Below are 13,937 nucleotides of genomic sequence, written 5' to 3'. Positions count from 1 at the left end.
AATAGGTTAAACTGCAGGGCCGAGTGGTTTCGGCCCTGCAGTTTTCGAATTTGTGAGGAGTACCGGAAGCAGTGAAACTCGAGCTTCGCGGGATGACTAAGGTGTTCGGATCGTTCGTGGCCAACGACCACATCGATCTCACCATCGAACCGGGCGAGATCCACGCCCTGTTGGGTGAGAACGGCGCCGGAAAATCCACCATGATGAACGTCCTCTATGGACTCTATGACGCCGACGGTGGAGAGATCCTCCTCGACGACAAGCCTGTGACCTTCGCGGGTCCGGGTGATGCTGTGGCTGCCGGGATCGGCATGGTCCATCAGCACTTCATGCTTGTGCCCGTGTTCACTGTCGCCGAGTCGGTGGCGTTGGGCTATGAGCCGACGAAGTCCATGGGACTCATCGACCTCGCCGAGGCACGGAAGAAGGTCAGGGAGATCTCTGCCCGCTTCAACTTCAACATCGACCCCGACGCCCTCATCGAGGACCTCCCGGTCGGTGCCCAGCAGCGCGTGGAGATCATCAAGGCCCTGTCGCGCAACGCGAAGATCCTCATCCTCGATGAGCCCACCGCGGTGCTCACCCCGCAGGAGACCGACGAGCTCATCTCGATCATGCGCCAGCTCAAGGAACAGGGCACCTCGATCGTGTTCATCACCCACAAACTGCGTGAGGTCAGGGCGATCGCGGACTCCATCACCGTCATCCGCCGCGGCAAGATCACAGGCGTTGCCTCTCCTGATTCCACCGAGGCGGAGCTGGCCAGCCAGATGGTCGGTCGTCACGTATCCCTGACGACAGAGAAAGATGACGCCGATCCCGGTGACGCCACCTTCCAGGTCCGGAGCCTGACCGTCGTCGACAAAGCCGAGAACGTCGTCGTCGACGATGTCAGCTTCGACGTCCGCCGTGGTGAGATCCTCGCCGTCGCTGGTGTCCAGGGCAATGGTCAGACGGAGTTGGCCGAAACGATCATCGGGTTGACCGACCCCAGGTTGGGGTCGATCACACTCGATGGGAAGGACCTCGTCGGCAAGTCCGTCAAGGACCGTCTGGGTTCCGGCATCGGATTCGTTCCTGAGGATCGGTCCACCGACGGCATCATCGCCGATTTCACGATCCGCGAGAACATGATCCTCGACGTCTACGACCGTCCTCCCTATGCCAAGGGCCTCAACCTCAAGTCCGCGGTCATCAACGACGAGGCGAAGAAGAAGGTCGAGGAATTCGATATCCGCCTCGGCAGCGTCGTCGACCCGATCGCGACGCTCTCCGGAGGCAATCAGCAGAAGGTCGTCCTCTCCCGTGAGCTCGGCCGCGACCTGCGCCTCTTCATCGCCAGCCAGCCCACCCGCGGCCTCGACGTCGGTTCGATCGAATTCGTTCACAAACGTGTCATCGCCGAACGCGATGCCGGCACACCATGCCTCATCGTCTCGACGGAACTCGACGAGGTCTACGGACTCGCCGATCGGATCGCGGTCATGTACTCGGGCCGCATCGTCGGCATCGTCGGTGCCGACACCTCACGTGAAGCCCTGGGCCTGATGATGGCCGGCGTCCCTGCCGATGAAGCCCTCGCCGCCACCGCGGCGCCCGAGAAGAGCGACGCCGCCACCGCGGCACCCGATGACAACTGCGCCACCACCTCGGCGGAGGAGACGAAATGACAACCGATATCTCCCCGGCGGCACCGTCGGCGACGCCGCCTCCGAGCGCCGAAGCGGAGCCTGACAGAGAACCGAATCTGCTGCAGGACATCTTGTCCGGCTCCTGGTTGGTTTCGGTGCTGGCCATCGTCGTCGCACTTCTGCTCGGCGGTGTCCTCATCGCCGTATCCAACGCCGAAGTCGTCGCGGCGGCCGCGAACATCGTCGCGGCCCCCGGGATGTTCTTCTCGACTCTGTTCTCCACCGTCGGCGAGGCCTACTCCGCGCTGTTTCGCGGTGCGATCTTCGACTGGGACGCCCGCACCACCGAGCGCGCTATCCGGCCCCTGACCGAATCCCTGGTCAGCGGAACTCCGCTCATCCTCACCGGCCTGGGCATCGCCCTTGCCTTCCGTTCGGGTCTGTTCAACATCGGCGGTCAGGGCCAGGTTATCCTCGGCGCCACGATCGCAGGCTTCCTCGGGTACGCCCTCCACCTGCCGCCCGTCGTGCACATGCTCATCGCAGCCATCGGCGGCATCATCGGCGGGGCGATCTGGGCCGGCATCGCCGGTGTGCTCAAAGCTCGCACCGGTGCCAACGAGGTGATCGTGACGATCATGCTCAATTCCATCGCCGGTTACCTGTTGGGCTATCTGCTCAAACAGAGCTGGTTCACGCACACTGACTCGGCGAACCCGCAGTCACGGTCACTCGATGACTCTGCGCAGATGTTCCTGCTGCTGCCCTCACCTTTCCGTCTGCATTTCGGCTTCATCATCGCCATCTTGGCCACGATCTTCGTGTGGTGGCTGCTCGAGCGCTCCACGATCGGCTTCGAGTTCAAGGCCGTCGGCGCCAACCCGCACGCGGCCCGCACGGCAGGCATCTCCGTGTCGAAGGTGACGATCCTCGTGATGATCGTCGCCGGTGCCCTCGCCGGACTCGGCGGCGCAGCTCAGGTGCTCGGCACCGAGTACAAACTCACCGGCGGAATCAGCGGTTCGATCGGCTTCGATGCCATCACTGTGGCCCTGCTGGGGCGGTCCAAACCCTTGGGGACGTTCTTCGCGGGTCTCCTGTTCGGCGCATTCAAGGCCGGCGGCTACCTCATGCAGTCCCAGACCGGGACGCCCATCGACATCGTCCTCGTCGTCCAGTCCGTCATCGTCCTGCTCATTGCGGCCCCACCACTCGTGAGGTCGATCTTCCGGTTGCCCACACCGGTGCTCAAGCGGAAGGAGGCCTGACATGAGCGCTCAGAACACCGCCGCTGCGACACCGGCAGCGAAGTCCTCGGCACAGTCCAAGGCTCTGACCCCGATCGCGTGGAAGTTCCCGATCACCTACTCGATCCTGGCTCTCGTCTCGCTCATCTGCTTCGGCCTCATCGGCCGTGACGGTGAGACGACGTTCCGGATCGCGACCGGCGGCGACTTCTTCGCCATTCCCGATGTTGTCGTGTCTTCGACCGTGGCCGGATTGGTCCTTTCGCTCATCCTCGTGATCTTGGCCGCGGCCTCGATCTACCTCGCCCTGAAGCGGATCACCCTGGCCGGATGGTTCCCGATGGTCTTCGGCATCCTCTTCGTCGTGTCGTTCCTGGCCTGGGCCGGCGGCGGCAGCGGCGGCGTGATCCCCCTGACCACGCTGCTGGCCGGTGCACTGGCACTGTCCGTGCCGCTGATCTTCGGCGCGATGTGCGGGCTCGTCGGCGAACGCTCCGGCATCATCAACATCGCCATCGAAGGCCAGCTGCTGGCTGGTGCCTTCCTCGCCGCAGTCGTCGCCTCGGTGGCCAAGAACCCCTATGCGGGTCTGTTGGCGGCCCCGATCGCCGGCGCGCTGGTGGCTGTGGTCCTCACATTCTTCGCGGTGAAGTACTGGGTCAACCAGATCATCATCGGCGTTGTGCTCAACGTTCTCGTCGTCGGTGTCACCAGCTTCCTCTACTCGACTGTCCTCACAGAGAACCCTGGCCTATGGAACTCCCGGCAGCAGCTGCCCAACCTGCCGGTCCCGCTGCTGTCGGACATCCCCATCCTGGGACGGGTGCTCTTCGACCAGAACATCCTCGTCTACATCATGTACGTCGTCGTCATCGCCCTCCAGATCTTCGTGTTCCGCTCGAAGTGGGGGCTGCGGATGCGGGCCGTGGGCGAACACCCGAAGGCAGCCGACACCGTGGGCATCAAGGTCAACTTCACCCGCGTGCGCAACACCCTCATGGCCGGTGCCATCGCAGGCCTCGGCGGTGCCTTCTTCACCGTCGGATCGGGTCTGGCATTCGGCAAAGAGATGTCGGCCGGACAGGGATACATCGCCCTAGCGGCGATGATCCTGGGCAAATGGAACCCGAAGGGTGCCCTTCTTGCTGCACTGCTGTTCGGCTTCTCCAAGAGCCTGGGCAACACTCTGCAGTCCATCGGAACTCCGGTGGCCAACGAGCTGCTGCTCATGCTTCCCTATATCGTCACGGTCCTCGCCGTCGCCGGTTTCGTCGGCCGGGTTCGCCCACCGGCGGCCGAAGGCGTGCCGTACGTGAAATAATTCAACCCTGAAGAGAGAGGTATCCCCTATGACTTCTGCAGATGTCGAAGCCTCTGAACACGTGTGGAGCGTGGAACCCACCCCCGTTTCGGTCGACGATCTGAGCGAGGACACCTGGTCGCTGCTGCGAGATGAGGCGATGAGGGCGATGCGCTACGCATACGTTCCGTATTCGTCCTATCCCGTGGGCGCGGCCGCACTCGTCGATGACGGACGAATCGTCAGCGGCGCGAATATTGAGAATGCCTCGTTCGGGGTGACGCTGTGTGCGGAGTGCTCACTCGTCTCCGATCTGTTTATGTCCGGCGGAGGCCGGATCGTGGCATTCGACTGCGTCGATGGTGCGGGAGCGACCCTGGCCCCGTGTGGACGCTGCCGGCAGCTCCTGTTCGAACACGGCGGCAGCGAGATGATGCTCAACATGCCCAGCGGCAGGGCTCCCATGTCAGTGGTGCTGCCCGATGCCTTCGGACCAGATCATCTGAGTGCCGAAGCGCCGGGCGCAGGCTCCGCCAAGCACTGACCCCGATATCGCCGAGGTGGCTCTGCGATCCCAGCGCCACCTCGGCGATCAATGGTGACCACCTGTGACCGCCACAGCGGTCACCTCCCGAGCACGACCGCATGCTGCGAACTGCACCACCCCGAGAATGAAGGACTGACACTGTGAGCGTAGAGGCATTCGATGCCGTCGACGTCATCGCCGCCAAGCGCGATGGCCGCACCCTGAGCAGAGAACAGATCGAATGGGTGATCGATGCCTACACTCGCGGTGTCGTCGCCGATGAGCAGATGGCCGCACTGGCCATGGCGATCTTCATCAACGACATGGACCCTCGCGAGATCGCGGATTGGACGCAGGCGATGATCGCCTCGGGTGAGCGGATGGACTTCTCGTCCCTGTCACGCCCGACCTCGGACAAGCATTCGACAGGGGGAGTCGGGGACAAGATCACCCTGCCTCTGGCCCCACTCGTCGCCGTCTTCGACGTCGCCGTCCCGCAGCTCTCGGGTCGCGGCCTCGGCCATACCGGCGGAACACTGGACAAGCTCGAGTCCATCCCGGGCTGGCAGGCGGGAATGAGCAATGAGGGCATCCTCGACCAGCTCGAGGACCTCGGTGCGGTCATCTGCGCCGCAGGCTCCGGCTTAGCTCCTGCGGACAAGAAGCTCTATGCACTGCGCGACACCACCTCGACGGTCGATTGCATTCCGCTCATCGCCTCATCGATCATGTCGAAGAAGATCGCGGAGGGCACCCAAGGTCTCGTCCTCGACGTCAAGGTGGGGTCCGGGGCCTTCATGAAGGACCTGCCCAAGGCCCAGAAGCTGGCGCGGACCATGGTCGACCTCGGCCATTCGGCTGGGGTCAGGACTTCGGCGCTGCTGACCGACATGTCCACCCCGCTGGGGCTCACGGTCGGCAACGCCCTCGAGGTCCGCGAGTCCGTCGAAGTCCTCGCCGGCGGCGGCCCCTCCGACGTCGTTGACCTGACCGTGGCGCTGGCCGAGGAGATACTGCGTCTGGCAGGCAAGACCGACATCGATGTGCGTGCGGCCTTGGGTGACGGTCGGGCCATGGACGTGTGGAAGAAGATGATCCGTGCCCAGAACGGTGACCCCGAAGCCGCGCTGCCCGTCGCCGAGAACACCGAAGTCATCACTGCTCCCGCCTCCGGCGTCCTCAGTCGGCTCGATGCTCTGTCCGTGGGAGTCGCCTCCTGGCGCCTCGGTGCCGGACGAGCACGCAAGGAGGACCCGGTCCAGGACGTGGCCGGCATCGAACTCCATGCCAAACCCGGCGACACCGTTGCCGAAGGCCAGCCGCTGATGACCCTGCACACGGCGACTCCTGAACGCTTCGCCCGAGCAATCGAATCCCTCGAGGGTGCTGTCGAGATCGGAGACGACCTCAGCGCGGTCTCCGAGTCGATTGTGCTCGAGAAGATCACCTGAGTCGCCGTCACGCTCAGTGCTTCACCGCAACACCAACTCACGCAGCCCACACTCACACAGCACCATCGACCTTGGAGGACAACCATGACCAGCAGAGCCGAAGTCGCAGCGATCATCGACCACACACTGCTCAAGCCCGAAGCCACCCCTGCGGATGTGGAGGCACTCGTGACGGAGGCGAAGGAACTGGGTGTGCTCGCGATCTGCGTGTCCCCGTCGATGCTTCCCGTTTCCGATTCCGGCGACTTGGTCGTCGCCACGGTCGTCGGTTTCCCCAGCGGCCAGGTCAAGCCTGAGATCAAGGCCGCCGAGGCTGCCCAGGCCGTCTCCGATGGTGCCGACGAAGTCGATATGGTCATCAACATCGGTCAGGCCATTGCTGGCGACTTCGACGCGCTGGAGGCCGATATCCGCGGAGTCGTCGATGCCAGCGGCAGCGCCTTGGTCAAGGTCATCATCGAATCCGCAGCGCTCAGCGACGACCAGATCGTCGAAGCCAGCCGCCGCGCCGAGGCTGCAGGGGCAGGCTTCGTCAAGACCTCCACAGGCTTCCACCCCGCAGGCGGAGCCAGCGCGCACGCGGTCTCACTGATGCGCGAAACCGTGGGCGATCGCCTCGGCGTCAAAGCCTCCGGCGGAATCCGCACCGTCGACGCTGCAGAAGCGATGATCGCTGCAGGAGCCTCACGTCTCGGACTGTCGGGTTCGAAGGGCATTCTCGACGGGCTGCGCGACTGAGACTTGCAGGGGAACGCCCCACCAGCACTGCCTCCACGATTCCGACAGCACCTCAGGCCGAAGCGGTGAGTTGATGCAGACAAGCAGCGTCGTCAGACGCAGAACAAGATTCGGGGCGGCTGCTGTCGTCGGGGTGTTCGCCGTCGCTGGAGCCACCGTCGGCGTGTGGGCGATCAGAAACCTGAAAGCTCATGTCCTGGCTCAACGGCGGACTCGGGCAGCAGGATTCCGTGAGAACTCTGTTGATGTCAACGGGACGCGACTGAACTACGCCTCGGGGCCGAAGAACTCCAGGCCGCCGCTGCTGTTGATTCACGGTCAGGGAGTCGACTGGCGCAGCTACGCCCCCGTGCTGCCTGCTCTCGTTGAGGATTTCAATGTCTTCGCTGTTGATGTCCATGGGCATGGAGATTCCGCGCGAGCCCCGGAGAAGTATTCTGCAGCGGCCATCGGACATGATCTCGCCAGCTTCATTGAGTCAGTGATCGGCCAACCCGTCGTGGTCTCGGGACATTCCTCGGGAGGCCAGCTGGCAGCATGGCTGGCGGGTCATCGCCCCGACCTCATCAGCGCCGTGGTGTTGGAGGATCCCCCTCTCTTCACCACTGTGCTGCCACGAGCGAAGCAGACGTGGAACTGGGTCGACCTGGCGACGACCTGCCATGACTTCCTTGAGTCCGAAGAGTCAGATTGGACTGCCTACAGTTTTGCCCACCAACGGCTCTGGACCTTCTTCGGCGAGGGCCGAAAGCGAATCATCCGCTCCGGACTGAGGCAGCACGCGAAGCATCCGAACCGTCCGATCACGATGTTCTTCATGCCCTCAGGCTGGAACGACATGCAGCGATCGCTGCTGACATACGACCCGCGCTTCGGTGACGCCTTCTTCACCGGAAGCTGGGATGAAGGCTTCGATCATGAGGACACGCTGCGCAGGATCACGGCACCAACGACTCTGATCCATGCGGACTGGGAGTACGGTTCGGACGGGATTCTGCAGGGTGCCATCGACGATGCCGACGCTCAGCGAATCACCTCACTGAATGAGAACATCGACCTGATCCGGGTCGAGTCGGGCCACAATGTGCACGGTGAGATACCCGATCGGTTCATCGAGATCCTCAGAGCCCGAAGAAGGTCCTGAGCTCGGTGCTGATCGACATCAGCGCTGATCTCGTTGCAACTCGAGCGACGAGCGCACCTTGGCAACGGCCTTCTGCGCTGTTCGCTGTTTGATCAGACCTTCTTTGGCGTGAGCGGCGATGCCGATCGTCGAAGTCAGGACGTCGACGATGATGATCACATAGGCCGGGTTCAATGAACCGACTCCTGAGCCGACGACGCCGCGAAGCGTCACCACCGCATCGTCGCGCGAATCGAGTCGGTCGAACGACCCCGCTGCTCCGGAGGTGCCAGCTGCCCATTCAGCGAGAATACGACGCTGTTCAGCGGGCGCAACCTCGATCACCTCCTGGGCAGTCTCCGTCTTCAGCCGCTTGGCAGACCACTTGGCACCGTAGCCTCCCGCACCGAAGACCGTTGACTTCGCACCCAGGCCGCCGAGGAGCTCTGCCAGGATACTGTCGATCTCCGGATCGGCCGGAATATCGTGGCCAGTCAACGATCAGAGCCCGAAGAAGGTCTTGAGTTCGGTGCTGATGCTTGTCAGCCGCTCCTTGAGCGCTGGCTGGAGTGCCGCACTCGCCGAGGCGGTTGTGACCCTCAGGCCTGCCGCAGCGACCGCGCGCTGATCGGCGGCGGCAGCGGCTGCGAGTCCTTCAGGATCGGCGACGACCTCGAGATAGCATTTGAGCTTCGGTTCGGTACCCGAAGGACGGACGATGACGCGTGAGTTCGCCTCGGAGAGCAGCAGAATGCCATCGGTGGGAGGCAGACCGTCATCACCCTGCGACAGATCATGAACCTGGGTGACGCGGGAGCCGGCCAACGTCGCCGGCGGGTTATCCCGCAGCTTCGACATGGCTCCTGCGATGAGGGTGACGTCGTCGAGGCGGAAGCTCAGTGGAGCCGTGGCGAAGTATCCGTCGCGGCTGCGGATCCGATCGAGTTCGGCATCGATGCTCGAACCTGCCTCTTTGAGGCGCGAGGCCAGGGCCGCAAAGGTCACGGCAGCAGAGATTCCGTCCTTGTCCCTGACTGCGGTTGGGTCGACGCAGTAGCCCAGGGCCTCCTCATAGCCGAAGACCAGGCCGGGGACACGAGAGATCCACTTGAATCCCGTGAGGGTGTTCGTTGCGGTGAAACCGTGGCTGCGGGCAGCTGCGGCGAGTCCTCGAGACGAGACGATCGAGTTGGCGAACACCGGTGACGCGGTGCCGGCAGAGTCTGCAGCGACCTCTTCGTCCTCGGTCGTGACAGAGTGCGAGGACGCCGCCTGCTTCGAATGATGAGTGCCCTGGGTCAGGCGGGTCGCGATGTCCTCGCCGAGGAGGAGGCCAACCTCGTCGCCGGAGAGCTGGCGGTAACCTGCTGCCAGTGAGGCATCCGGGATGGCAGCCGAGAACCTGTCGGCATCGGGGTCGTTGGCGATGATGAGCTCTGCGCCGACCTCTCTGGCCAAGGCATACGACTCATCGAGGGCTCCAGCCTCTTCGGGGTTCGGGAACGTGACCGTCGGGAAGTCTGGGTCGGGTGCCTGTTGAGAGGGAACAGGATGTACGTTCGTGAACCCGGTGCGGGCCAGGGCCGCCTCGGCAACTGTTGCTCCGACACCGTGCAGTGAGGTGTGCACGATGGTCAGATCAGCACTCGAGCGCACATCCAGGGAACCGATGCGAGCCAGGTAGGTCTCGACGATCGTCTCATCGAGATGTTCCCACCCGGATCCGGCACGAGGCACCGAGGCCACAGATTCGACCGCCGAGATCTGCTCGGCGATGAGAGCATCGGCGGGACTGACGATCTGAGCACCGGCACCAGCCTCAGCGGCGGAAGGGTCGGACTCGATGGCCTGCAGCGGACGCTGACCGAGGTAGACCTTGTAGCCGTTGTCCGCGGGCGGGTTGTGACTGGCAGTGACCATGACTCCGGCGTCGGCCTGCAGATGAGACAGCGCGAACGCCAGCAACGGTGTCGGCAGCTGATCGGGCAGCTGGATGGCGGTACCGCCGGCGGCCGTGACGACGGCGGCTGTGTCGGTCGCGAAGTCTGAGGACATGTAGCGGGCATCGCATCCGATGACGACAGTGAAACCCTCGCCCACCGTATTCAGGAGGAAACGGGAGAGACCTGCTGCGGCTCGGATGACGACAGCACGATTCATTCGGTTGGGTCCGGCCGCGATCTCTCCACGCAGGCCTGCGGTACCGAAGGCCAAGGGTCCTGCGAAACGATCCTCGAGGTCGGCTATCGCCGCCGCATCACCGGCCTTCGCCGCACCAAGGATGCTTTTCAACGTGTTCGCTGTCTTCTCATCGGGGTCATCAGCAATCCACGCCTCGACGATGTCGGCGTCGAAGCCGTTGGTGAAGTGATCGGCTACTTCAGTCATGTCTGTCCTAGTCCAGTGCGGTCGGTGAGGGGAATGCGGGTGGAGACAGGTGTGCTGTCAGGTCGGGGGAGTGCTGGTCGGTTCGCTCAGCGCAGCAGACGTCGCTCAGAGCTTCGAGACGATGTCGGCGAGCAGCCGCGAGATCCGTGGGGCGGCGGCGACGCCGGCCTCGATGACCTCGGCATGGGAGAGCGGGGTCTCCTGGATGCCGGCTGCCAGGTTCGTCACCAGAGAGATGCCCATGAGTTCAAGACCGGCTTGACGTGCGGCGATGGCCTCCAACGAGGTGGACATTCCAACGAGGTCCGCGCCGAGGACTCCGGCCATGCGCACCTCGGCGGGAGTTTCGTAGTGGGGCCCGCGGAACTGTGCGTAGACGCCTTCGTCGAGGCTGGGGTCGATCTCCTTGGCGATGGCACGCATGCGTGGGGAGTACAGGTCGGTGAGGTCGACGAAGTTCGCACCTTCGATGGGGGAGGTGCCGGTGAGGTTGAGGTGGTCGGAGATGAGGACCGGTGTGCCGGGCGCCCAATTGCGGTTGAGCCCTCCGCAGCCGTTGGTGAGCACCAAGTTTTCGCAGCCGGCGGCAGCGGCGGTGCGGACTCCGTGGGCGACGGCGCGCACGCCCTTGCCTTCGTAGTAGTGGGTGCGGGAACCGAGGACGAGAGCGTGCTTGCCGCTGGCTTCGATCCGGATTGTGCGCAGGGTGGCGCCGTGGCCCTCAACGGCGGGCGCGTGGAAGCCGGGAACGTCCGCGGCCGAGATCTCGCTGATCGTCTCGCCGAGGAGCTCCGCTGCGCCGCCCCATCCCGAACCGAGAACGAGAGCAATGTCATGGGCCTCGATGCCGGCTTTGGCGTTGATGGTCGTGGCCGCGGCGCGGGCGGCGGCGGTAGGATCGCTTAAGTCAGTCATGACGCCAAGATTATCAAGTTCTCGACCCGTTCAAGGAGCGCACACAATGCCGATCAGAGACCTGACCGATGGTGACGACCTGCGGTTGAACGAGGTGTTCGCCGACGCCGCTACGCCGGCCGCTCATATGGCCAGGTCCCTGTTCCGCCCCTCCTCGGATTCACCCCTGCTGCGATCTGTCATCGCCGAGGTGGTGCCCGAGGTGCCCGTCGGTGCTGCCGCGATCGCGCAGTCGCCACTCCACCCCTACCGGGCGTGGGTCCACGTCGAGGTCGCGAGCGAGGAACAAGGCCACGGTCAGGGACGAGAACTCTTCGAAGCAGTGTGTGCTGAGACCGCCGGGACTGCCCTGGAGGGACTTGACCTGCGCACGCGTGTCCAGGCTGGCAGCCCAGGCGCCGGCTTCGCACAGGCCCTCGGCTTCGCACCGCTGACGACGACACGGGTGATCAAGGTCGCCGCCGGTGCACTGCCGCCCAGCGGTGGTGGACGTGCCGAGGACCTCGAGATCGTGGCCACCGGATCGGTCAAGCTCACGAAGGCCTTCCTCGCTTGGTACACCGCCGTGAATAAGGACGACGCTGTCGGTCCGCTGACGATCGGTCAGGTCAACAACGCGTTCCTCTCCGAAGCCGCTGGTGCCCATGGTGCCGCTCTGCTGGGCGGTGAAGCCGGCTCGTCCGAAGACTCCGGACTCAGCGCCTTCGCCGTCTCCTACGCTCGCGAAGCCGACCAGACTGGCGTCGAGATCACGGACGCTTTGCCAGCACCAGGCGATGACGAGGAGCCTCCCACCGAACTCATCATCGGGTCGATGTTCGAAGCCCGCGAAAACGCCGCCGACACCACGAGCGACCTGTTCACAGCAGCGGTCGCCGACGCCGAACTTCTCCTTGCCCGGCTCTCCGTCGATGCCGACGTCGTCCTCGAAGTCACGAGCGGTATGCCGGTGGTCTCCGCATTGGCCGACCGACTCGTCGAAGCCGGCCAGGCGAGCGAACTCTACCGTTACGAAACACTCACGGGACCTCCTGCCGATACTCACTGAGCCGAGTTTGCAGCCTGGAGAATCTGAGAGAAAGCAGGACAACTGTGTCTTCGGCTGACGGTGGGCGCAAAGAACCGATCACCCCTGACCATCACGCAGAGAACGTGGGTCTGCGCAGGGGACTGACCGCCCGGCACATCCGCTTCATGGCTTTGGGTTCGGCCATCGGCACGGGGCTGTTCATGGGGTCCTCGGAGTCGATCCAGGCGGCAGGTCCGTCCGTGCTGGTGGCCTACATCATCGGCGGTGCCGCCGTCTTCATGGTGATGCGTGCGCTGGGCGAAATGCTGGTCCGCCACCCCGTCTCGGGATCCTTCGGCCAGTTCGCATCGCACTATCTCCACCCGTTCGCCGGTTTTCTCGTCGGCTGGACCTTCGTCTTCGAGATGATCCTTGTCGCCGTCTTCGACGCCACCGCCATCGGCGTGTACATGGGCTTCTGGTTCCCTGGAGTTCCGCGCTGGACCTGGGTGCTGGCCGTCGTGGCCTTCATCGCCGCGATCAACATGATCGGCGTCAAGGTCTTCGGTGAGCTGGAGTTTTGGTTCGCGCTCATCAAAATCGTCGCGATCATCGCCCTCATCGGCGCCGGCGTGGCCATCATCATCTTCGGCTTCGGCATTGCCGACCACAATCAGATGGGTCCGCGTGCACTGTTCGACCACGGGGGGATGTTCCCGCACGGGCTCTGGGGTCTCCTCTCATCATTCACGATCGTGATGTTCGCCTTCGGCGGCATCGAGATCATCGGAGTCACCGCCGGCGAGGCGCAGAACCCGAAGAAGGTGCTGCCGGCGGCCATCAACTCGGTGCCGGTGCGCATCCTGCTCTTCTACGTGCTCACCCTCGGCGTGATCATGTGCATCCTGCCCTGGAACCAGATCACCTCGGAGATCAGCCCCTTCGTCGCGATCTTCGACTCCGTCGGCTTCAACGCGGCAGCCGCCATCCTCCAGGTTGTGCTCATCACGGCGGCGCTCTCGGCCATCAATGCCGATATCTTCGGTGCCGGTCGGATGCTCCACGGTCTGGCACAACAGGGGCAGGCACCGCGTTCCTTCGCCCACACCACCCGCAACGGAGTGCCGGTGATGACAGTGATCACGATGATCGTGGCCCTGCTCGTCGGGGTGCTCCTCAACTACCTCTACCCCGACCAGGCCCTGTTCCTGCTCGGCGCATTGGCGACATTTGCGACAGTATTGGTGTGGCTGGTCATCCTCGCGGCTCATCTTCGGATGAAACGGGTGCTGGTCCAGGAGAACCGACTGCGCAGTGAGTTCCCGATGCCGCTGTGGCCCGTGGGGTCCTGGGTCACGGTGGCATTCATCCTCTTCGTGATCGTCATGGTCGGAATCGTGCCCGATTCCCGTCCGGCACTGTGGGTAGGTCTTCTCTGGGTCGGGGCGCTGTGGCTGTGCTACTTCGCGTTCGTCCGGGGCGAGGGTCGCCGCCCCTACCAGCTCATCGACCACACCGAGCCGCTGACCGCAGGCAGACACAACGAGAGTGTTGACTGATCGTCGGCTCGAATGGCGATCGGTCAGGCGAATTCCACCGTGACCGGGTT

At 63.9% G+C, this 13,937-nt stretch carries 12 protein-coding genes; 9 read left to right on the top strand and 3 right to left on the bottom strand.

Going from position 1 to position 13,937, the window contains the following annotated elements; all coding sequences use genetic code 11:
- Positions 1–71: 71 nt before the first annotated feature.
- From JTF07_RS02875 to JTF07_RS02845, 7 genes are all read left to right on the top strand, one after another.
- Entirely contained in the window at positions 72–1,670 is a 1,599-nt protein-coding gene (locus JTF07_RS02875) for an ABC transporter ATP-binding protein (RefSeq protein WP_204232808.1), read from the top strand.
- Positions 1,667–2,899 (top strand): ABC transporter permease, encoded by a 1,233-nt coding sequence (locus tag JTF07_RS02870; protein WP_204232807.1) that lies wholly within the window; start codon positions 1,667–1,669, stop codon positions 2,897–2,899. Before JTF07_RS02875 ends, JTF07_RS02870 begins: the two co-directional genes overlap by 4 nt.
- A 1-nt stretch (position 2,900) precedes the next feature.
- Entirely contained in the window at positions 2,901–4,199 is a 1,299-nt protein-coding gene (locus tag JTF07_RS02865) for an ABC transporter permease (protein ID WP_204232806.1), read from the top strand.
- 28 nt (positions 4,200–4,227) lie between these two features.
- Positions 4,228–4,722, top strand: coding sequence for a cytidine deaminase (locus tag JTF07_RS02860; protein WP_204232805.1), 495 nt, complete (start codon positions 4,228–4,230; stop codon positions 4,720–4,722).
- Positions 4,723–4,865: 143 nt separating this feature from the next.
- On the top strand, positions 4,866–6,155 hold the full coding sequence (locus JTF07_RS02855) for a thymidine phosphorylase (RefSeq protein WP_204232804.1): 1,290 nt from the start codon (positions 4,866–4,868) through the stop codon (positions 6,153–6,155).
- Positions 6,156–6,239: 84 nt separating this feature from the next.
- Complete coding sequence (deoC, locus tag JTF07_RS02850; protein ID WP_204232803.1) at positions 6,240–6,893, top strand: deoxyribose-phosphate aldolase; 654 nt, start codon at positions 6,240–6,242, stop codon at positions 6,891–6,893.
- Between the two features lie 73 nt (positions 6,894–6,966).
- Complete coding sequence (locus tag JTF07_RS02845; protein WP_204232802.1) at positions 6,967–8,037, top strand: alpha/beta fold hydrolase; 1,071 nt, start codon at positions 6,967–6,969, stop codon at positions 8,035–8,037.
- An 18-nt stretch (positions 8,038–8,055) separates the two neighbouring features.
- Here the strand turns inward: JTF07_RS02845 and JTF07_RS02840 are convergent, their stop codons facing one another.
- The 3 genes from JTF07_RS02840 to JTF07_RS02830 all read right to left on the bottom strand — a co-directional run bounded on the left by JTF07_RS02840 (position 8,056) and on the right by JTF07_RS02830 (position 11,319).
- The gene (locus JTF07_RS02840; RefSeq protein ID WP_204232801.1) at positions 8,056–8,514 is read right to left on the bottom strand and encodes a hypothetical protein; all 459 of its coding nucleotides are present in this window, start codon (positions 8,512–8,514) and stop codon (positions 8,056–8,058) included.
- A gap of 3 nt (positions 8,515–8,517) precedes the next feature.
- On the bottom strand, positions 8,518–10,404 hold the full coding sequence (locus tag JTF07_RS02835; protein ID WP_204232800.1) for a phospho-sugar mutase: 1,887 nt from the start codon (positions 10,402–10,404) through the stop codon (positions 8,518–8,520).
- A gap of 105 nt (positions 10,405–10,509) precedes the next feature.
- A complete protein-coding gene (locus JTF07_RS02830; RefSeq protein ID WP_204232799.1) occupies positions 10,510–11,319 on the bottom strand; it encodes a purine-nucleoside phosphorylase in 810 nt (269 codons plus the stop codon).
- A gap of 46 nt (positions 11,320–11,365) precedes the next feature.
- On the opposite strand from JTF07_RS02830, the gene JTF07_RS02825 reads away from it, so the two are divergent.
- The gene (locus JTF07_RS02825; RefSeq protein WP_204232798.1) at positions 11,366–12,367 is read left to right on the top strand and encodes a GNAT family N-acetyltransferase; all 1,002 of its coding nucleotides are present in this window, start codon (positions 11,366–11,368) and stop codon (positions 12,365–12,367) included.
- A gap of 146 nt (positions 12,368–12,513) precedes the next feature.
- The gene (locus tag JTF07_RS02820) at positions 12,514–13,887 is read left to right on the top strand and encodes an amino acid permease (RefSeq protein WP_204233560.1); all 1,374 of its coding nucleotides are present in this window, start codon (positions 12,514–12,516) and stop codon (positions 13,885–13,887) included.
- Positions 13,888–13,937 lie beyond the last annotated feature (50 nt).

The sequence above is a fragment of the Brevibacterium sp. RIT 803 genome, from assembly GCF_016892625.1.
Lineage (GTDB): Bacteria > Actinomycetota > Actinomycetes > Actinomycetales > Brevibacteriaceae > Brevibacterium.
The sequence above is the reverse complement of the archived record's forward strand: the minus strand, read 5'-3'. Positions and strand labels throughout refer to the sequence as shown.

Coding starts and splice junctions, on each gene's coding strand:
- JTF07_RS02865 (WP_204232806.1), top strand. CDS start 2,901: ATGAGCGCTCAGAACACCGCCGCTGCGACACCGGCAGCGAAGTCCTCG.
- deoC (WP_204232803.1), top strand. CDS start 6,240: ATGACCAGCAGAGCCGAAGTCGCAGCGATCATCGACCACACACTGCTC.
- JTF07_RS02825 (WP_204232798.1), top strand. CDS start 11,366: ATGCCGATCAGAGACCTGACCGATGGTGACGACCTGCGGTTGAACGAG.
- JTF07_RS02845 (WP_204232802.1), top strand. CDS start 6,967: ATGCAGACAAGCAGCGTCGTCAGACGCAGAACAAGATTCGGGGCGGCT.
- JTF07_RS02870 (WP_204232807.1), top strand. CDS start 1,667: ATGACAACCGATATCTCCCCGGCGGCACCGTCGGCGACGCCGCCTCCG.
- JTF07_RS02820 (WP_204233560.1), top strand. CDS start 12,514: ATGGCTTTGGGTTCGGCCATCGGCACGGGGCTGTTCATGGGGTCCTCG.
- JTF07_RS02860 (WP_204232805.1), top strand. CDS start 4,228: ATGACTTCTGCAGATGTCGAAGCCTCTGAACACGTGTGGAGCGTGGAA.
- JTF07_RS02830 (WP_204232799.1), bottom strand. CDS start 11,319: ATGACTGACTTAAGCGATCCTACCGCCGCCGCCCGCGCCGCGGCCACG.
- JTF07_RS02835 (WP_204232800.1), bottom strand. CDS start 10,404: ATGACTGAAGTAGCCGATCACTTCACCAACGGCTTCGACGCCGACATC.